We start from the raw sequence: 20737 nt of genomic DNA, 5'->3' as shown, positions 1-20737 counted from the left end.
ATATAAAAATACATCCTCTTTATAAACGAAAACAATTTCATGAAGGCACCTCTCATGCTATCTGATTTTTTATTAAAACGAATCTTACCAATTTTTGAATTTTATTGTCCACTCTTAAGTATGCGGTCAGCTTTTGCAGAAAATTGTGTTTCACGACTTGATAGAGTTGAATCTTTGTAAAAAAAACTAGAAAGATGAATCATTTGCTTTTTATACCTATAACGGGTATAATGTATACAAACGAAAGGAGGGAGGGGTGTCAGTGACAGAAAATGAAAAACATGATCACGAGAAAATAATGGTTCCTAGAACTTCTGATGAAATAGACAAGCTTTTAAAGAGACTGAAACGGATTGAAGGGCAGGTTCGCGGGGTACAAAAAATGATTGAGGACAATCGTTATTGCATTGATATTTTAGTCCAAATTTCAGCCATTCAAGCTGCGCTGCAAAAAGTAGGTTTCAACCTGTTGGAGCGGCATGCCAGCCATTGTGTTGCGAAAGCGATCAAAGAAGGAAGCGGTGATGAGTCGATTCGTGAGCTGATGGATGTGATCAAACAGTTTTCTAAATAAGAGGTGGAACAAATGAGCGAACAGAAGCTTGTCACATTAAACATTACCGGCATGACATGTGCTGCATGTTCCGCGCGCATTGAGAAAGTGCTGAATAAAATGGACGGAGTAGAGGCAACTGTCAATTTAGCGATGGAAAAAGCAACTATTCATTATAACCCTTCGAAACAAAATCTTTTAGACATCCAGCGGAAAATTGAACAGTTAGGTTACGGCGTCGAATCGGAAAAAGTAACATTGGATATTGAAGGCATGACGTGTGCCGCATGCAGCGCACGTATTGAAAAAGGGCTGAAAAGAACGGAAGGCGTTGTAAATGCGACTGTCAATTTAGCGACAAACAGCGCTGTTGTGGAATATAGGGAAGGCGTTGTTTCGGTTGAAGATCTTTTAGAGAAAATAAAAAAGCTTGGTTATAAAGGACAAGTTCGGGACGAGACTACCCATCAATCGGATCGAAAAAAAGAACAATTGCATCATAAAAGAAGAAAGCTTATTGTTTCTATTTTATTATCACTTCCTTTATTGTATACAATGATCGCCCATTTACCGTTTGAAACGGGGCTTGCGGTGCCGGATCTGTTTATGAATCCGTGGTTTCAGCTGTTGCTGGCAACACCTGTTCAATTTTATATCGGCGGCTCATTTTACACAGGAGCTTACCGGGCTTTAAGAAACAAAAGCGCAAACATGGACGTGCTCGTGGCGCTCGGCACATCAGCAGCCTACTTTTACAGTTTGTACGAAGCGATCAAAACAATCGGCCGTCCCGATCATATGCCGCATCTATATTTTGAAACGAGTGCAATCTTGATCACCCTTGTGCTCGTTGGAAAATATTTTGAAGCGATTGCAAAAGGTAGAACGACAGAAGCTATTTCCAAGCTGTTAAGCCTGCAAGCGAAGGACGCGCTTGTCATCCGTGACGGGAAGGAAGAATGGATCCCGCTGGAGCAAGTAAAAGTAGGGGATGAGATAATCGTAAAGCCCGGAGAAAAAATTCCAGTCGATGGAACGGTCATTTCTGGAATGTCTTCTGTCGATGAATCGATGATCACAGGTGAATCTATCCCGGTTGAGAAAAAAGTAGGGGATGCAGTAATTGGCTCCACAATCAATACAAACGGCCTTTTAACAATACGGGCAGAAAAGGTTGGGAAGGATACCGCTCTTGCCAACATCATTAAAATTGTTGAAGAAGCGCAAGGATCGAAAGCGCCAATACAGCGAATGGCCGATGTCATATCCGGTATATTCGTTCCTATTGTTGTAGGCGTTGCGATCGTGATGTTTGCTGTTTGGTATTTGTTCATAACGCCATATGATATGGCAAGAGCGTTAGAAGTAGCGATTTCTATTCTTGTCATCGCCTGTCCTTGTGCACTCGGATTGGCGACGCCGACATCGATCATGGTCGGATCAGGAAAAGGGGCAGAAAACGGGATTTTATTTAAAGGGGGAGAGCATCTAGAAGAAACACATAAAATCAATGCGGTTCTCCTTGACAAAACGGGAACGGTAACAAAAGGAAAACCGGAAGTGACCGATTGTATTGAATTAAAAACAGGCATGCTTTATTATGCCGCTTCTGCTGAGAGCGCTTCTGAACATCCGCTTGCCCAAGCAATTGTAGAATTCGGTAAAGCACGTTCCATCAACATACAAAACCCGGGGCATTTTAAAGCCGTGACTGGACATGGCATCGAAGCCAAAGTAGATGGAAAACATATACTTGTTGGCACAAGAAAGCTGATGAAAGAACGGTCGATTGCAACTTCAGCCCATGAAGAGAAAATGGTGAAGCTTGAATCAGAAGGAAAAACAGCTATGCTAGTTGCAATTGATGGGGAGCTTTCTGGCATCATTGCTGTCGCTGATACTATTAAAGAAAGCTCAAAAAAAGCCATTCAAACATTGAAGGAAATGGGAATCAACATATTTATGGCAACGGGAGACAATAAAAGAACAGCGGAAACAGTAGCGAAGGAAGCGGGGATCGGGCGAGTATATGCTGAAGTGCTTCCGGAGGAAAAAGCGAAAATCGTGGAGGATCTACAAAAGCAAGGATATCGTGTAGCGATGGTTGGAGACGGAATGAATGACGCACCCGCTCTAGCAGTTGCCGACATCGGCATGGCGATCGGAACCGGGACAGATGTTGCCATCGAAACGGCTGACGTTACCTTGGTCGGAGGTGATTTAACACACATTCCAAAAGCGATTTCCTTGAGCCAAAAAACGATGAAAAACATTCGGCAAAACTTATTTTGGGCTCTTTTCTACAATTCAATCGGCATACCAGTTGCCGCCCTTGGCCTCTTGGAGCCTTGGATCGCCGGAGCAGCAATGGCACTCAGTTCAGTTTCCGTTGTCACAAACGCGCTGCGTTTAAAACGAATAAAACTGTAAAGTATTTGCAACGATTTAATCTGAGTATCTTAAAATCATACTAAGGAGGAAATGAAAATGAATCTTACATTTCAAGTAGAAGGGATGTCTTGCAATCACTGCAAAATGGCTGTTACAAACGCTCTAAAAGAGCTGGACGGAGTCGAAAAGGTCGAAGTATCACTTGAAAAAGGGACTGTTGAGGTAGAATATGACGACAAAAAAGTAACAGTTGAAAAAATGAAAAACGCCATTGAAGATCAAGGCTACGATGTCAAGTAACCATCCTCTCCTAAAAGGGGATGGTTTTCCTTTTGCTAGTTCTATATGAAGAGCTTCAATGCCTCAAAAGGTTGAATCGAAGAGTCAGGCTATAACAACCTCTTTCCTTCTATAGATATAAATACTAACTATTTGTCGTTTGATGTCAGCATGCCCCTTTCCTTCTTCTATTTATTAAATACTAACTGAAAGCAAGTAAACTATTGATTGCTTGATCTGTCCAGCAGGCATATGATCTATCCGATTTTTAAAGTTTGCGAAATGATTGAACGAATCAACGAGAAAATCGGCTGTCAAGCAGGTATATTGAATATGTAATTTTGCATTATATTTGACAGAAGTTGGATTAATAATAGAGAGCTTTATTATGCTCACAGACCGAAAAAATGTTTAAATTTTTAAGCGAACTCATGTTATAATTGTTTCAACACTTGTCATTTTGCGAGGCAGAATGCAAAACTCTGAACAATCTTTGGAGTGGCTTCCCAAAAAGTTTTAAAAGGTCGGATATTTCTCAATTTGATAAAACAGTCAAAAACAGGAATTCATAATCAGGAGATTGTCAACAATGAATTATTAGAATATTCGAAAACTACACCGTGTATTTGACGAACTTTTGCGCGATAAAACCTAATCATTGTCAGTTAACTCAAAGGAACAGCATTTGCTGCATACATAGTAAAGTAAAGAAGGAGGATTTTTTATTGGAAACGATTCAAAAGATGTTTGAGCACTTGCATTGGGCGAACGAGCGTATATTAGACACTTTGCAAAAGATTGAAGGGGAAAATAATGGAGCGCTGCGCTTGTTTTCGCATATTCTTTTAACTGAAAAACTATGGTTTACAAGATTACAAGGATTGGACAGCTCACACATTGCGATTTGGGAGGATGTACATATAGATGCCTGTGCAGAACTTGCAAAACAAAATGAACAGAGCATTACATCGTTTTTGAAAAATTTGACGAATCGTGATTTAGACAACATTGTCACTTACAAAAACAGTAAAGGAATTGAGTTTCAAAATACATTAAGGGAAATTTTAACTCATGTCGCTTTGCACGGACATTACCATCGAGGACAGATCAACTTGAGACTGCGATCTGAACGGCATGAACCAGTGAACGTTGATTTTATCACATTTGTAAGATAAGCTCCAAGACAGTTTGCCAAAATTATGTTTATTGTTCATAAATGAAGCAAATAGGGGAGGAAATTAGGTATGGCAAATGTAGGTTCTATTATGACTTGGACGTTTTATGAAGAGACAGATGTTCCAAAAGAAGTGGAGGAAATTTTAATTGAAGGGGAAACTGCGGAAGCTGCGTATAAAACGGTTCGAGATGTTGCGGTCGTGACGAACAAAAGAATAATCATTGCCGATCGTCAAGGAATTACAGGTAAAAAAGTGGAAATCTACACCATTCCATTTAAATCGATTGTCATGTATTCTTCTGAAAATGGAGGAAAGATTGACCTTAATGCAGAACTCGAACTATGGACTAGGGCAGGGAAATTCAAATTATTATTAAATAAAAAAGTGAATATTCGGAAGCTTGATCGAATCATTGCAAGTCATATTCTGTAGTTGTACTCTTTAAATCAAAAGAATTTTTATATTTTACAAAAATAAATAAATATAACATTTACAATGCTGCACTAAGAGATTTTTGAATCAATAGGTGCAATAAAATGCAAAGATTGTTAAGAACATTTAAAATTGCTTCTATGAAATTTTTCATATAGAATGATTGTTTGAGAGCAATAGCACCTATAAAATTTCTTAAATCTCGGTGCTTTTTTTGTTTTTTCAATACTAGGATGACGCTTTAAATTCCGCTTTTTAATAAAAGTATCCCGCTTATCTGCAAAGTTCTTTGACATATTACTCCACCGTCTTCAAAAAACAGTTTTAATATTTTACTGTAGATGAGCAAATTCACTAACATAAATTTACATCCGAACAAAAAAGGAGACATGAACCCGATTCCTTGATTAGAATAGATGTGTCACCAAACCATTCTCAAGGAGGTTCATGTCTCATGAATAGACTACCACATCACCAAGGAATCGACAAGTTTTTCGCAATGTTGGGGCTGGCCCTTTATTTCTCTAAGCCGGTCATGAAGCATCTCGTTCATATTATCGATGCGCTGACAACGAAAGGATTTGTGGGAACCTTGACCGATCTGCATCATGAGAGCTTTCATCCCAACCATCGAACGACACTGAGCCATTTTTTCACGAAAAGCCCTTGGGATGAAGAAATCTTGCTTCGCAAACTCCAGCAGTGGATGCTTCGTCATGTGGAACGAACGGCCAAGCGAAAGAATCACCCCATTTTTGTTTCGATCGATGATACGATCTGCCGAAAAACGAAGCCTTCGTCACAGGCGAAACACGCTATTGAAGGGTGTAATTGGCATTATTCTCACGCGGACAAAAAGTCGATTTGGGGACACTCTCTCGTCTGGCTCATGGTTCATACGATGACGCAAGCCTTTCCCTTTGCGTTTCGCCTCTACGACAAGGCGGATGGGAAAAGCAAGGGTCAATGGGCCATCGAGATGCTTTCTTCTTTGGATGTGCACGGTTCTGTTTATGTGCTGATGGATTCTTGGTACCCATCGAAAACACTCGTGGAAGCCTGCCTGAAAAAAGGATTCCACGTCATTGCGATGCTCAAGACGAATCGGGTTCTTTATCCAAAAGGCATCGCCATCCAAGCCAAACAGTTTGCCCGCTATATCGAACCGAACGACACCCATCTCGTCACGGTGGGAGAAGAGCGTTATCGCGTGTATCGCTACGAGGGAGCGCTGAAAGGTCTCGATGATGCCGTTGTGTTGTTGGCTTGGAAAGCCGATCAGCCGATGACACCTGAACATCTTCACTGCGTCTTGAGCACCGACCGGGAGCTAAGCGATGAAGAGATCTTGCGCTACTATGCCCAGCGTTGGTCGATCGAATGCTTTTTTCGACAAGCGAAAGACCAGCTGAAGCTCGATGGGTACCGCGTTCGTCAACGTCGGGCGGTGAAACGGTATTGGATCTTGGTGCAACTCGCTTATGTGTACAGTATGGTCGAATCCAACAGCGATTTCTCTACCGGGCTTGACTTCCTTCGAAAGAAGAAAGGACATAGCCTCGTGGAGTTTATTTACGATGCAGCGAAACAAGATATTCCCATTGATGTCGTTAAAAAACAGCTTCATGTGGCATAAGGGGTACTCCGTTTGTCTCTTTTTACATGGTAATTATTGTAATGAAAATTACTCAACTACAGTATTTTACTAAAAAAACTGTTCCGTTCTGTTCAAAATGGTTCCACAGAGTAAAAATAATTGTCTAACCTTCTTTATTTGTTTATGATGTAAGCAAATAAGATAAGGTGTGTGAAACATGGAAGCTTTGTTTAATTGGGAGTTAGTGATTTCATCTGTCGTCATGGCAATCATTGCTTCTTTTTTTTCTGTTCACATGATTCAGAACATACAGGTGTCTACTGAAAAGGATAAGTGGTTATACATAATGTTAGGAACGATATGGGTAGGGTTAGGAATTTGGTCGATGCAATTTATTGACATGCTCGGTGATGATTTATATTTGATTGCAACGTATTACACCGTCTGTACGTTATTATCTTTTTTGCTAGGGATCATTGCATCATTCGCTGCTTTTTCCATGAAAGATAAACAAAAAAATGTTTCTAATGCAGCAGCGATTTCGATTGTAGTGGGTTTAAGTATTTTTGTAATATATTATATTGGTATAAAATCATTGAAAGGGAATGAATATGACGGATTTTATTCCGTTCTTTCTAACTTAATCGCTTTTGTTTTAGCGGGAGCAGTGATTGCCTTTTTCCATCACAATAAGCGATCTCAAAAGCTTCAAATGAAAGCGATCATAATACCTTCAATTGTTTTGGGATTGGGTATTTTCATTTTTCAATACACGGTAATGAATGAAATAAAAAAAACTGGATTATTCATATATGAGCAGATTTATTCGGTTTCTACATTGCTGGCAAATCAACTTCTCCTTTCAATCATCATGATTTTTATGATTTTTGCATTTGTTCAAAAAGAAAAAAACAAGCTAGAAAGAAAGTTTGAAACAACAAATCTATATTACGAGTCATTGATTTCGTATAATCCGTATATCGTTTTCATCATTAATATCGACGGAATGATTACGAATATAAATCCTAAAGGATTAGAAATCTTAAAAGCAAAAAAAGAACAAATGATTCATCAATCGATTTTTTCGTTTTTGCCTCAAGACGATGCCGAAAGGGTAAAACAGAAAATGAATCGTTTGTTGGAGCATAACGAAAATGAAATGGAAGTTTCGTTTAAAAATAGTAAAGGTGAATGGATTCCTTTACTTTTAACGTTTGTCCCTATGATCGTTGAAGGAAAAAATGAAGGTTTTTTCGTCATCGCCAAAGATATGAAAGAATTAAAACAATATCAAAAACGACTTCGAAAAATGCAGAAAGATTTAATGAATACATTAGAACGCCAGCAAGGAATGACATTTAAGTTCGTCAAAATAAACGATCAGTTTATCCATACGTTATGTGCAGGGGAATTGCTCTATAAACTTGGCTATTCTCCCCATGAGATTATTGGAAAGGATTTGCGGGATTTTTTGCCGAAAGAAGTCGCTGAAGGGCAGCTTCGAGCTTATCAGAAAGCCTGGAATGGCGAGATTGTCCATTTTGAGGGAAAGCTGAACGGATATGATTACTTGGCTGTGTTAAGTCCGGTTATAGAAAATGGAAAAGTTGTTGAAGTCATCGGTTCTTGTGTAGACATAACCGTCAGAAAAGAGCAGGAAATGAAATTAAATGAGTCGAATGCACTAAGACGGACGATTATTGACAATCTGCCAATCGGAATTGTTGTGATTGATCATGAAATGAAGATTATCGCCTTAAATAAGACGATATTGAAAATTTTTCAAATCAATGAGCCAATAAAACAGCTGATTGGGAAAAACATCACCAATTATTTTCCAGCCGTTGGCCGAAAGGTCGAGGAAAACACAGGGGAAGTATCAAAGATTTTCACGCCCTATAAGCATTTCTCTGATGAAGTGAACACCAAAAATGGTAAAATCTTGAAAAGAAGTTATTTTCCCTTTTATATGGACGGGAAACTGAAAGGCCATTTATGGACGTTTGAAGACATAACAGAACAAAAGAAGATGGAAAACAGCATTATTCAGGCGAAAGAAGAAGCCGTCAAAGCCAATATGGCGAAATCGGAATTTTTATCGAAAATGAGTCATGAATTAAGAACGCCGTTAAATGGAATCCTTGGTTTTTCTCATTTGTTGGAACTAGATAAATCGCTAACGGAGCAGCAGCAAGCATTTGTGGAAGAAATTTTAAAAGGAGGCCGCCATTTATTAAATTTGATTAATGAAATTTTAGATCTTTCCAGAATTGAAACAGGAAAAATAAAAATTTCAAATGACGAAGTACAAATTGATTCGGTCATATGTGAATGTATAGCATTGATGAAGCCAGCGGCAAACAAAAAAAGGATCAAAATCATCAAAAGCATTGATCAGTGTGTGGATCAAATGATCCACATTGATTCGTTAAGATTAAAACAAGTCATTTTAAATTTGTTAGATAACGCGATTAAATATAATGTTGAAGGTGGACAGATCCATATAACCTGTAAATGTCAAAACGGATTTCTAGTTATTCACATAATTGATACCGGAATCGGGATATGCGAAGAAGAATTGAAAAAAATATATGAACCTTTTTATCGTATTCAACATGTGCAAGTTGAAGGAACCGGTCTCGGACTTTCACTTGTAAAACAACTGATAGAGCTGATGAACGGGGAATTTGGGGTTGTTAGCAAAATAGGAGAAGGAAGTGACTTTTGGATTAAACTGCCTATGTTGAATCGAGAAACGAATCATGCTGTTAAGAAAGATCTAGAACACAGGCAGCACCATTAATATATATATATAAACTGTTTTCTATGTTTACGGAAAATGCCGCATGAGTTATGGGAAAAATGTTATTTTGTTCAAATAGGTTAAAAGAGTTCCGTTTAATGTTGGAATTTAATGACTGATCGTTCAGTTGCCTTGTTACAAAGTGTTTTGCAATATTCAATATGCAAAAGTAAAAGGTTTGATGAAAATCAAAGCTTTTTTCATTCCAGTGATAATGAAAACCTTTTCTTAAGCAAAAGATACCATTTTGTGGAAATACAGGAAATGAGAATTATAAAAAACTTTATTAGACGAACACGTCAAACTTGCCGGCAATGTCGAAAAAGCAGAAGAATTTCATACTTGAACAGGAGGCTTGCTAATCATAGCAGCTTCTTTTTTTCATAAATACAATTTCCTAGTTACAAAATCATGAATACAAGACAATGACGATTCTGAAGCTTTTCCTTCTGGATTCAAACTTCTGCTAAAAAAATGAAATAATTTTAGTATGATTATTTAGTCATAGGTCTTTTTTGCTATTGTTTTTAGTTCAAAAGAACTATTTGGGCAATATTTGTAAGTTTGAATAAAAAAGTCGTAAAATGTCGGATTTTTGACATATTCTGTCCTCTATCATTTTTCTTAAGTCAAAATACGTTCCTCTCATGCTGGAGGCTGGTTAGACAATAAGTTGGAATACAGTTACATTGAACATAGAACAAAAATATCATAAAACATGGCAAGGGAGGGAAAAGATGAGAAACAGTGCAGCCAATAAAATGGAATCAGTTTATCAACCGATTTGGGATTTAAATAATTGGAATGTATTTGGATATGAGGCATTTTTAACCTTTCCAGATGGCCAAATGGACATAGAAAAAATATATGAACTGGCACGGGGAAAAGGATGTCTTTATGAACTGAACATAAAGGCGATATTAAATGCGATTACGTGTTTTCCGATTGAACGTTTGGATGATTCATTAATATTCGTCAATCTTTTCCCTTCCACACTCATTCATCATCAATTCGAAAAATTTGTCGAGCGGTTATTGAAACAATATCCTCAAATACAAGAAAAAGTTGTATTTCAAATAAATCATACACCAAGTGAAAAGCATATATGGGACTTGCCAGATTTAAAAGATAAAATAAACATGTTAAAGAAAAACGGTTTTGATGTAGCATTATATGGCGTTGGAAATGGAACGGCTGTTTTACAACAAATTGTTGATTTTTCAGCAAGCTATATTAAACTTGATCGGCATTTTACTAAAGAATTATATCGTTCTAAAGAAAAACAGCACATTGTCTCGCTTTTAGTGCAATATGCAAAACAACAAATCACTATTATCTTGGAAGGAATCGAAAAGGAGATGGACTTAGCTAAGGCAAAATTGTTAAAAGTTCCTGTTGGCCAAGGAAATTTATTAGGAAAACCAGAAAAATCAGCCGTCCACACCATTGAAGATATTTTTCGATAAGCACTCCGACAGATGAATGAACATGTTTCTCCTGAATTTTATATGGAGAGGTAGATGCAAATGAATCAGTCAGTTTTAGCGAAAGGAAAAAACATACAGGAAGCGATCGAACTAGGTTTGAGTATTTTAGGGACTGATAAGGAGAAAGTTTCGATTGAAATCATCGAAAAAGGCGGCAAAGGATTTTGGAAAATTGGTTCTAAACAGGCGATCGTCAGATTAACAAAGCTGGATGATCAGGAAACATCTTCTAAGCAAAGCTCTATAAAACAGGATCCCTTAGAACAGATCATTGATTCGTTAGAAATCGAATCATTTGCAAGCTCTGAACCAATAAAAGAAAATTCATTAGAAGGTAAAGTGTGGATAAAAGATGGAAAATTATATTGCCAGCCAGCTTCAAATAAATACCCGACCGTTACTGTTGGAAAAGGAATAAAGTTGTATAAAAATGGTCAACTCATTACCGGAACAACCATCGTAACAGAAATGGATGAGTATAAAATTCAAACGGATGAAGTTGTAACGGAAGGTAAATGGGATATTACGATCGACTCTGACAAGCTGCATGTTTTTTTACAAATAGAACCAGGGTATCGAAAAACGTATAAAGTGAAAGATATCGAACCTAGTGAGCATATTGTATTAGAAGGAGAAGAAATTGTTGAAACGATTCCAGCAGTTGATTACAATCAAATTTTAAAAAAACTAGAAGAGCTGCGAGTTATTCATGGATTTAACCATAATGAGATTATTAAAGCAATTCATACGGACCGGCCAGGAAAATTTACAATTGCATCTGGCATGAAACCAAAAGAAGGGGAAAATGGAAAAATCGAGCTTCTCGTTGATTTAAATAAAGGAGCAAAAGTGAAAGAAAAAGAAGACGGAACCGTCGATTTTCGTGAAAAACAGGAGTTCCCTTCAGTTGAAAAAGGACAGGTCATTGCTATTGTACATCCTCCTGTCCCTGGAATACCTGGAATTACGGTTACGAACGAACCTTTACCACCTAAACCGACATATCCGCTTACGATTCAGCCGGGAAAGGGAATCGCTCTTATCGAGCAAGGTAAAAAAATTTTAGCTACAGAAACGGGGCGTCCTCTCATTGAACAAAGGGGATTAATCGTCAGAGTATCTATATTGCCAAAACTTGTACATTCTCATGATGTGAATTTATTATCAGGAAACATTCGTTTTAAGGGTGATCTGGACGTTCTTGGCAATGTGGAAGAGGGAATGGTTGTAGAGGCGGATGGAAACATTTTGATTCAAAAAAATGTATATGGAGCTACAATTTCATCGAAAAATGCCATTGTCGTTCATGGAAGCTTTATTAAAAGCACAATCTCAGCAGGAAAACAAAATATTTATTCATCCGAGCTCATTCGATTATTAACAAGCATTCAAGAACAAATGGATCAATTGATCAAATCCATTTATCAAGTCATTAAGCTCCCTGCATATAAAATGTCAGACTATTCATCAAAAGGATTACAGCCGTTAATAAAAATTTTGCTTGAAAAAAAGTTCAATAATTTGCTTACGCTTGTAAAGCAATATATTGCGACCTGCAATAATGGGAGTCATATTTTAGAGCTGGAATGGCTAACAATTAGCGAACAGTTAAGACTATGTTTCCTTTCACCTGCAGTAAATGAATACCATACGATCGAAAAAATCAATCAGCTCATGCAAAAAATAACTGAACTGTTAGAGCGGCAAAAAAATGAACAGGATGATCACTGTTTTGTCAAACTAAAGTATGCTCAAAATAGCACCATTTATTCCCGAGGGGACATTTTTATAACTGGACAAGGCTGTTTTAACAGCAAAGTGTATGCTGGTGGAACGATCGCCATAAAAAATGTCCTCAGAGGTGGGGAAATATTTTCCGAAAAAGAGGTCATGGTGAGAGAGAGCGGTTCAGAAAACGGGGTTATGACAAAAATCAGCGTGCCAAGCAATGGGAAAATTATCATTGATCATGCCAATGAAGGGACAATCATCGAAATAGGAAAAATGAAGCATGTGTTTCATGAAGGGAAAAGAAACATAATAGCGAAATTAGATAAAAATGGAAATCTTGTATTTTAGCGACATAAAAACAATTGACGTTTGAAAAGGACGTGCCGTTTATTAAAAGATTTTTCAGCAAAACGAACAGGCATGATTTAGAAAGGAAGAATTTTTGTATGTTTTCTTATAGCCTCGATCAATTGAACGAAAAAGCATACGTCCGGTTTGTCGGAGATTTAGATATTGAAGTCGCGGAATTAATGGAAACAGAAATTATTCCGGCTCTGCAAACCTATACAAATATTGAGTTTGATTTTCAAGAAGTTCCTTTCGTTGATTCCACCGGGATTGGACTGTTATTAAATTTAATCGAGACAGTCAAAAAGAATGGGTTGGATGTTCAAGTGAAAATAAAAAACGTTCAACCTTTAGTGAAAGATGTATTTGATATGCTCCAATTAGATAAAATTTTAGGAGAAAATGTATTTGTATAGGTATTACGATAATGAAGTGGGATGAGAGCTATTTTAGAAGCAGAAAACATCATGTAGACAATGCAGTATTGGTAGAAATCAGCAAAACAGCCGATTTCTACCTTTTGATATGTAAAAAAATACTAATATTAGCATTTTGTGTATTTTACAGATTGTTGAGACTGAGTTGGGAGCCCGGGGAAAAATCAAATTTTTTCTATAATGTTTCTGTTAAAATAATTTTTATTTAAAATTGGCATCCCGGCGGTTTTATATCGGGAAAAGATTTGAATTGCAGAACGATCCTTTCAGAATCGACGCATTTCAACTTTTTCGCAGCTTGCAAGCATCTTTTCGGCGACAAAATTTGATTATAATGAAAAAACTTATTTTATGAAAATATTTATGTGAAATTCATAAAGCAAAACGGCTTTTCAGCATTTTATGTACATGGATAAACATCGAAGACGCTGTCTGCATCATGGAGACATCCAACAAGGAAAGATGCCGGTTTCATCCGCAATTCATGCTTTCCTTTTGAAAAGGAACATCATCATCCATGCAGAATACACAATAAACTCAAAAAGACGGCACGCAAACTAGAGCAACGAGGTGGAGATTTATGGAGAAATACAAACTGATTATTGCAGATGATGATCACCCTTCAAGACTGATTTTATCCCATTTTATTCAATTGTTCCCCCAATATGAAATCGTCTGTGAGGCAGCTGACGGAGAAGAATTAATTCAACGATTTATGAAGAAAATTCCTGATATTGTTTTAGTTGATGTCGATATGCCGAAAATTAACGGAATGGAAGCTATGAAAATATGTAAAGAAATACATCCGTCCTTGCAAGTCATCTTTACAACTGGGTATGATGAATTTGCTGTTGAGGCATTTAATCTGTCTGCTACAGATTATATCGTAAAGCCAATTGAACGGACTCGATTATTTACGGCGCTTGAAAAGGCGAAAAAAGCGATTGAAATAGAGAAAAAATTATTAAACAAGCATCCATTTAAAGAGATTAAAAAGCTTTCGATTAAATCGAATCAAACCTTTCATTACATCTCATCAGACGACATTCTTTTTATTGAGAAGAACGGAAGAAAAACGGTGTTTCATACTGCAGAACATCAACACGAAACAAACGAATCCCTGCAAGAAATAGAAGGGAAATTGCCTTGTAATTTCTATAAAACTCATCGTTCCTATATTGTTAATTTGAAAAAGATCATAAAAATTGAACCACAAGGCGAAACGTATGCCGCCCATTTTTCTGGAAGCGATAAAGTTGCCTACATTTCGAAATTGAAAATACAAGAGGTGCACGGATTGTTAAGGGCATGATATTTGCAAGGGAGAAGTTTTAAAATGGATTTTTTCTTTTTTATATTGAAAAAGCTTTAAAAATTATTCGGGGATTTTTCATTCAATTCGTAAAATATGTCTGACCCGAGTTTTTAAAAGAAAGGTGTATCATACATGCCGATCTTGTTGAAAGAGAAAGGGTTCATGCTTATTGTCATCGGCTTTGGCCTGCCCATTATTCTAATACAATTATGGAGTTTAGAGAAAACTCATATACCATTTGCCATTTTAATAGCGATTCTTGCAGGGATATTAGAAATATTTCCTATCGAACTCCGCAATGGTAAGAAGCTTTCTTGTTCAAGCATTTTTAACATTGTGGTTCTTGTTCAAATGGGAATTTCGGAAGCTGTGATTGTTGTTTTCATCGCTTCTTTATTCTTATTTTACAATAGCAAATTAAGCTTTATTTCTTGGTTATTTCAGGCTAGTCAATGTGCGGTTGCTGTTTTTTTATCAGGATTTGTATTTGAGTATTTTTTTGGCAAACTCGGCGTTTTTACATATATAACCTCCGTTTTCGCATTTGCATGCACAACGTTTATATATTTTTTCATCTTTTTTGCCATTACAGTGAGCTATAAGAGTCTCGTTTTCTCTCAAAATTTTTCGGATGTTTTGAAAACAGAGATGTATGATACATTGCTAGCATTTGCTGTGACATTTATTTTAGGATTTCGGCTTGCTGCTATTGATTACGATCAACAGCCTTTTCCATTTTGGTTTGAAACGATCTTTGCCGTCGCTGTTTTTCTATTCGCTCGATCCATTGCTCAAGTACTAGTTCGTCATAGAAAAAACCATTTGACCACCTTAGAAAATATTACACAGTATATGGAACAAAAAGTTCATTTGCCGAAGGGGCATTCTAAAAGGGTAGGAGATTTAGCACGCCGCATCGCAGAAGAGTTAAAGTTAAGCCCCAAACATGTTGATGCTGTTCATTACGCTGCCTTGTTGCATGATATTGGAAAAATACAAATGGAGCATGAAATTTTTCAGAAGCGAGGGGCTCTTACGCTTGAAGAAGAAAAGCTTTATAAACAACATTCCGAGTTAGGGGCAAAGATGGTTTCAGCAATATCGGGAATCGAAAAAGCTGCCCAGTATGTCCGTTTTCATCACGAACAATGGGATGGAAAAGGCTATCCGGATGGAAAAAAAGGAGAAGAAATTCCATTGGGAGCCCGCATTATTGCTGCGGCAAATGAGTATGACAAATTGATGCATTCTTCTGGAATTATCAATCAAAAGAAAGCTTTTCAAAATTTAAAGAATACAAAACTTGATCCAAAATTAGTAGAAATTGTTTTAAAAATAGCTGATTTCAAAAAGGCAGGCAAAGATCATCATCCGGGATTGATTCAGGCTCAAAATCAGCAGCACTTTCACGATATAAAATATAAAGGCTCGAAGCTTCTGAAAGATTTTGCTGTTGTACAAGCTGTATTTTATCAAAATGGCAGTTTCTATCATATAAATGGCGAAAAAGTTCAGATTCCTTGTGAACAACAAATCAAAAGCCTGATTACGAATCATCCTATTCAAAATGGATATGCACATGAATTTATTGAAGATGTTCCAAGTCGGAAAATGTATAACGTTCATTGGATCTGTTTGGAAAAGAAAATATTATGTCTATTGTTTGATGTAAGTCATTTACGAGAATATGAGAGAAAACAAGAATTGAGGATACGTACAATTTACCGTGATTGTTTATACGCCGTCACACAAGGAAAATTGACTCTGATTGAACGGGAAGAATTAAAAAGCTTTAATCAAGGTGAGAAAATTGCAGAATTTCCTGTTTCTGAAAAAAATGATGTTGCGGCATGTAGAACATTTATTGACCAGTTGTTAAAAGATCGGCATATTTCAGAAAAGAAAAGATATAATGTGCTCTTATCTATTTCTGAAGCTGTAACAAATGTATTAAAGCATGCGGTTGAAGGAAAAATGAAAGTTTATTTGAACCATGATTGGTTAAAAGTGATTGTAGAAGATAAAGGAAATGGCATCAAATTAAGCGAACTGCCGAAATCAATATTGTTAGAAGGTTATTCCAGCAAACGGTCATTTGGGCACGGTTTCAGCATTATGTTAAAAATGATGGATAAAATTTCAATATATACAAGTACAGAAGGAACGACGATTATTTTAGAAGTAGATTTAAAGGATCGACTCATAGAGAGAAGAAAAAACATTCCATTATGATAAAGATCATTTTGCAATCAAGTACTTGATCCTTTCGTTCGGAGTGAATGCGGATGAATTTCTTAAAGAATAAAACGATCATTGGTCAAATTATTACAATGATTGCGCTTATTCCGATTATTATTTGTTCTATTTTCATCTTTATTTTTGTCAGGCAGATGGAGAAAGAATTTGATCATTTTCATAGAAATGATGTGTTACGAACAGCAAACATTTTAAAAAGCGCGATTGAAATCAGCGAAAATTCCAAAAAAACGGTTGAACGTTTAATTGACGAAAAGCTGCATTTAATTTCAAAAGAGATTGCAAAAGAATTGCGCGGGAAAACGATCGAGGAAGTGACTCAGCAAGATTTAATTGCATTGCGCAATAAATATGATGTGTACAATATTTCTTTATTGGTAAGAAGAAATGATGATATAATCATTGCCCAATCTTCAGACCCCAATGAAATTGGTTTAAGCACAAAAGAGTGGGGGTATTGGTATGATGCTTTTCAACAACTGATGTCAGGTAAGCCTGTAACAGTAGGGAAAGGTTATTATCAAGAACATTATTGGGTTGGTCCGATCTCTAAATCAGACTGGGAAAACAAATATTTTAAATATGCCTATTATTATGACGGAACAACTGAATTTATGATTAATCCGTATATTCTTGATTCTGAAATTTATCATGCAACGAAGCATTCGGATCCTGAAGCGCTTATTCATTCCATTTTAAAATTTAAAGAAAGTGAAATCGAAGAAATTGCGGTTATAAATGCCAATGTACTGCTTCGGAGCGAAAATCGAGATATTATTGAACCGGAAAGAGATGCGCCGATATTATATGGAAAAAATTCATATAAGCATGAAAAAGATCATTTTTATATTCAAAAAGTTCTGAAAGAAAATCAAATGGAGTCAGTGAAACTGGGGGAAAACTATCGAAAATATTATCTGCCAATTCCAAATGACAGGGTTATTACGATTGTCACCGACTTAAGCGCTGGCACAAAGTTTTTTCATAATATCATTTTTTTGTTTGTCCTGTCATTTGTTGCTGCCTTTGTCATTATATTTTTCGTTTTGCAGGTCATTACGAAAAAGTATTTAACACCGATCCCTACTATTCACCGTTATATTAATAAAATTGCAGCAGGCGATTTGACCGAAGAAATTCATGTCGATCAGAAAAATGAATTCGGTGATATTGCTGCCCATTTAAATGAAATGACTGACCGCATCAGCCAATTAATTGTCGATATTAAAAACGATATTGAAACATTAAGGCTCGTTTCAAACGTTTTATCAGAGACAGTGCACTCTTACTTTCATGTCATGGACGAAGTTTCAACAACCATGACAAAGGAATCGCGGGAAATTTTTCACGAAATAGAATTAGAGGTGAAAGAAATACGACAAAACTATGAAAATATCAATCAACAACTGGAAAAACTAAAAGAAGCGAATCATTTTGAATTCCATCATGTCTCTAATTTTATTATTCAATCAAGTCATCAACTCATAAGACTGAATGATTTGATGAAACAAAATGTCAAAAAAGTTACGGAAATGAATTTATCTTCTTTTGATGCGATACAGCAATTGAATGAAATTATTATTCAATTAGACAACCTTTCAAAGGATTTAGAAAATAAAATAAATAAATTTAAAGTTCAAGAATCATGAAACACATAAAGGTGAAAATGAATTGCTCAGTTTTTCTGCCAAGGAGGGTATGTATGGGTCTTACGGTTCAAAAGGAAATTCAAGAACAAAACCTCACATTATACATTAAAGGAGTTTTAGATATTTCAACGGCTCATGTGTTTCATGGTCATTTTAATGAAATCGGCAATTTTCAAGTATTGACGATTGATTTTAGCTATTTGGAATTCATTGATTCATCCGGCATTGGTGAAATCATCGATTTAATTTATTTATCTCAAGAAAAAAACATTAAATTAGTTTTTAAAGGTATGAATGATTTCACAAACCATTTATTTGAAACAGTTGGATTATACGAAATTTTAAAATCGATTCAAGGGGAGGTTGTTTGATGCAAAGAGACTTTTTAACGTATCAGCAATCTTCCTATACGATAGAAGATGTTAAGAGAAAGGAACAATTGCTGCAAAGGGAAATAAACTTGGCACGGACGATACAAACAACGTTATTGAACGGGGATGCTCCATCGATCGAAGGGGGAGAGGTATTTGGCTATTCTATACCTGCCCGATTAATTGGCGGGAATTATTACGACTTTTATCCGCTTGTCAACGGAAAAGTGCGCATCGTTATTGGGGATGTGATGGGAAAAGGGATTCCTGCTGCGATGCTCATGATCTTAACGCGCGGCGCCTTTCGGACAGCCGCTGAAAGCACGCAAAGCCCCGGAAAGACGCTGACTGCAATGAACAAAGCGTTATACAATGATTTGAGAAAGTTAAAATCTTTTGTTACCGTTTTCTGTGCCGATTGGGATCCGCTGTCGGGAACGTTTACATATGCAAATGCCGGCCATCATCTTCCGCTGTTTATAAGAGGCGATGCGGTACATGAGCTTCCAAAAGTGAAAGGGATTATGATTGGTGGTCTTCCTAATCAAATTTACCATGAAGAATCGATCCAATTATTTGAACATGATTCAATTTTCTTTTATACAGACGGAATCATTGAGGCGCAGAATAAACGCGGCGAGCAATCTACATTGGCACGGCTGATCGAAACGTTAAAACAAAATCAGGATAAAAATGCTGGGGAGATTGAAAAAAAAGTGCTGGAATCGATCCATAAATTTACAGAAGGCGTTCCGCAAAAAGATGATATGACTATGGTATTCTTAAAAGTAGGGAAACAAAAAGTCGATATTTCAAGTTTAAATTCGCCTGTCATGTAACGTTTATTTGAAAACGTGATTGTTTGGAGGAATTGAAATAAAAAATTTTACACTAGTTGGAAAAATAAATCTTGGGCTGGGAATCGCTTTTATCATAGCTGCTCTTTTCCTATTCATGCAGCATTTTTACAATGTGATTTATTTAAACCGTTTTCTTTTTGAGATTTCGTTCGTTTGTCTTGGACTTTCATGAATGTTTTCAGCAGCTTTTTATCAAAAATCGAATGGAACATGATTATGCTTTTTGGACAAAATGACCCAAACAGTCCATTGTACTGTCTGGGTCATTTTTATATATATATTTCGGTACACGAAAAACATTGACTCGGATAAACGATTGTCATATGATAAATAATGCAGTTTATAAATATTTCACAAAATGAAATATTTATTTAATGAATATTTTTTTTGTAAGGGGGATAAAAAATGAATGTGAAAAAGTTGGTCATATTAAATATTGTTGTTCTCGTTGTTTTGGTTTTAGGAGGTTTTGCCGGATTCTATTATTACAATGAGTCGGTCAACTATATTAAAACAGATTACGCAAAAGTGGACGGACAGCAATTAGTGATCGCCGCCCCTGCTTCCGGCGTCTTGACAAAATTTGATGGAAAGGTTGGAGCACAATTTCAGAAAGATAAAGTCATTGGAAAATTAGCCGTACCTGGGGAGGATGAACCTGTCAGCATTCAAATGCCCCAGTCCGGAACGATTGTCCAAACAAATGCGGTAGAAAATTCATTTGTGGCAGCTGGTACCCCTTTGGCATATGCATATGATTTCGATCATTTATGGATCACTGCCAATATTAAAGAAACCATTATTGGGGATGTAAAAGTTGGTCAAGATGTTGATATTTACATCGACGGGTACAGCGAGTCTAAACTTTCGGGAAAAGTAGAGCAAATCGGAAAAGCAACAGCTAGCGTCTTCTCATTGCTTCCAAGTGAAAATGCGGACGCAAACTATACGAAAGTAACACAGGTGATTCCTGTGAAAATATCTATTGCGGATGCAAAAGGGCTAGGAATTATGCCGGGAATGAATGCAAAAGTACGCATCCATAAATAA

The 20737-nt window shown here is 36.6% G+C and carries 16 protein-coding genes; all 16 read left to right on the top strand.

The annotated features are described in order from the left end of the window. Positions 1-298 precede the first annotated feature (298 nt). The 16 genes from NSQ94_RS10405 (at position 299) to NSQ94_RS10330 (ending at position 20737) form a co-directional block, all read left to right on the top strand. The gene (locus NSQ94_RS10405) at positions 299-574 is read left to right on the top strand and encodes a metal-sensing transcriptional repressor (protein ID WP_063389602.1); all 276 of its coding nucleotides are present in this window, start codon (positions 299-301) and stop codon (positions 572-574) included. 12 nt (positions 575-586) lie between these two features. Next, a complete protein-coding gene (locus tag NSQ94_RS10400) occupies positions 587-2983 on the top strand; it encodes a heavy metal translocating P-type ATPase (protein ID WP_066246632.1) in 2397 nt (798 codons plus the stop codon). Between the two features lie 57 nt (positions 2984-3040). Beyond that, a complete protein-coding gene (gene copZ, locus NSQ94_RS10395) occupies positions 3041-3244 on the top strand; it encodes a copper chaperone CopZ (RefSeq protein ID WP_066246633.1) in 204 nt (67 codons plus the stop codon). 704 nt (positions 3245-3948) lie between these two features. Further along, a complete protein-coding gene (locus tag NSQ94_RS10390; RefSeq protein WP_063389576.1) occupies positions 3949-4398 on the top strand; it encodes a DinB family protein in 450 nt (149 codons plus the stop codon). A gap of 69 nt (positions 4399-4467) precedes the next feature. Further along, complete coding sequence (locus NSQ94_RS10385; RefSeq protein WP_063389575.1) at positions 4468-4833, top strand: PH domain-containing protein; 366 nt, start codon at positions 4468-4470, stop codon at positions 4831-4833. 454 nt (positions 4834-5287) lie between these two features. Then, on the top strand, positions 5288-6469 hold the full coding sequence (locus NSQ94_RS10380; RefSeq protein WP_063388773.1) for an IS701 family transposase: 1182 nt from the start codon (positions 5288-5290) through the stop codon (positions 6467-6469). 178 nt (positions 6470-6647) lie between these two features. Further along, positions 6648-9233, top strand: coding sequence for a PAS domain S-box protein (locus tag NSQ94_RS10375; RefSeq protein WP_339229020.1), 2586 nt, complete (start codon positions 6648-6650; stop codon positions 9231-9233). Between the two features lie 737 nt (positions 9234-9970). Further along, entirely contained in the window at positions 9971-10699 is a 729-nt protein-coding gene (locus NSQ94_RS10370; protein WP_066246638.1) for an EAL domain-containing protein, read from the top strand. Positions 10700-10759: 60 nt separating this feature from the next. Then, entirely contained in the window at positions 10760-12799 is a 2040-nt protein-coding gene (locus NSQ94_RS10365) for a FapA family protein (protein WP_339229018.1), read from the top strand. Positions 12800-12897: 98 nt separating this feature from the next. After that, positions 12898-13215 carry an STAS domain-containing protein gene (locus NSQ94_RS10360; RefSeq protein ID WP_063389572.1) on the top strand — a complete coding sequence of 106 codons (318 nt, stop codon included), beginning with the start codon at positions 12898-12900 and terminating at the stop codon, positions 13213-13215. A 601-nt stretch (positions 13216-13816) separates the two neighbouring features. Continuing rightward, positions 13817-14548, top strand: coding sequence for a LytTR family DNA-binding domain-containing protein (locus tag NSQ94_RS10355; RefSeq protein ID WP_063389570.1), 732 nt, complete (start codon positions 13817-13819; stop codon positions 14546-14548). Between the two features lie 135 nt (positions 14549-14683). Further along, a complete protein-coding gene (locus tag NSQ94_RS10350; RefSeq protein WP_339229016.1) occupies positions 14684-16783 on the top strand; it encodes an HD domain-containing phosphohydrolase in 2100 nt (699 codons plus the stop codon). A 53-nt stretch (positions 16784-16836) separates the two neighbouring features. After that, positions 16837-18456: a methyl-accepting chemotaxis protein gene (locus tag NSQ94_RS10345; protein WP_063389568.1), complete on the top strand. Its 1620-nt coding sequence runs from the start codon at positions 16837-16839 to the stop codon at positions 18454-18456. A gap of 53 nt (positions 18457-18509) precedes the next feature. Then, positions 18510-18827 (top strand): STAS domain-containing protein, encoded by a 318-nt coding sequence (locus NSQ94_RS10340; protein ID WP_066246649.1) that lies wholly within the window; start codon positions 18510-18512, stop codon positions 18825-18827. Next, entirely contained in the window at positions 18827-19666 is an 840-nt protein-coding gene (locus NSQ94_RS10335; protein ID WP_339229013.1) for a PP2C family protein-serine/threonine phosphatase, read from the top strand. Before NSQ94_RS10340 ends, NSQ94_RS10335 begins: the two co-directional genes overlap by 1 nt. Before the next feature lie 426 nt (positions 19667-20092). After that, the gene (locus NSQ94_RS10330; protein WP_063389565.1) at positions 20093-20737 is read left to right on the top strand and encodes an HlyD family efflux transporter periplasmic adaptor subunit; all 645 of its coding nucleotides are present in this window, start codon (positions 20093-20095) and stop codon (positions 20735-20737) included.

This window comes from Aeribacillus sp. FSL K6-2833 (assembly GCF_037965815.1).
Classification (GTDB): domain Bacteria; phylum Bacillota; class Bacilli; order Bacillales; family Aeribacillaceae; genus Aeribacillus; species Aeribacillus composti.
Note: the sequence above shows the minus strand (reverse complement) of the source record. Positions and strands in the feature narration are given on the sequence as shown.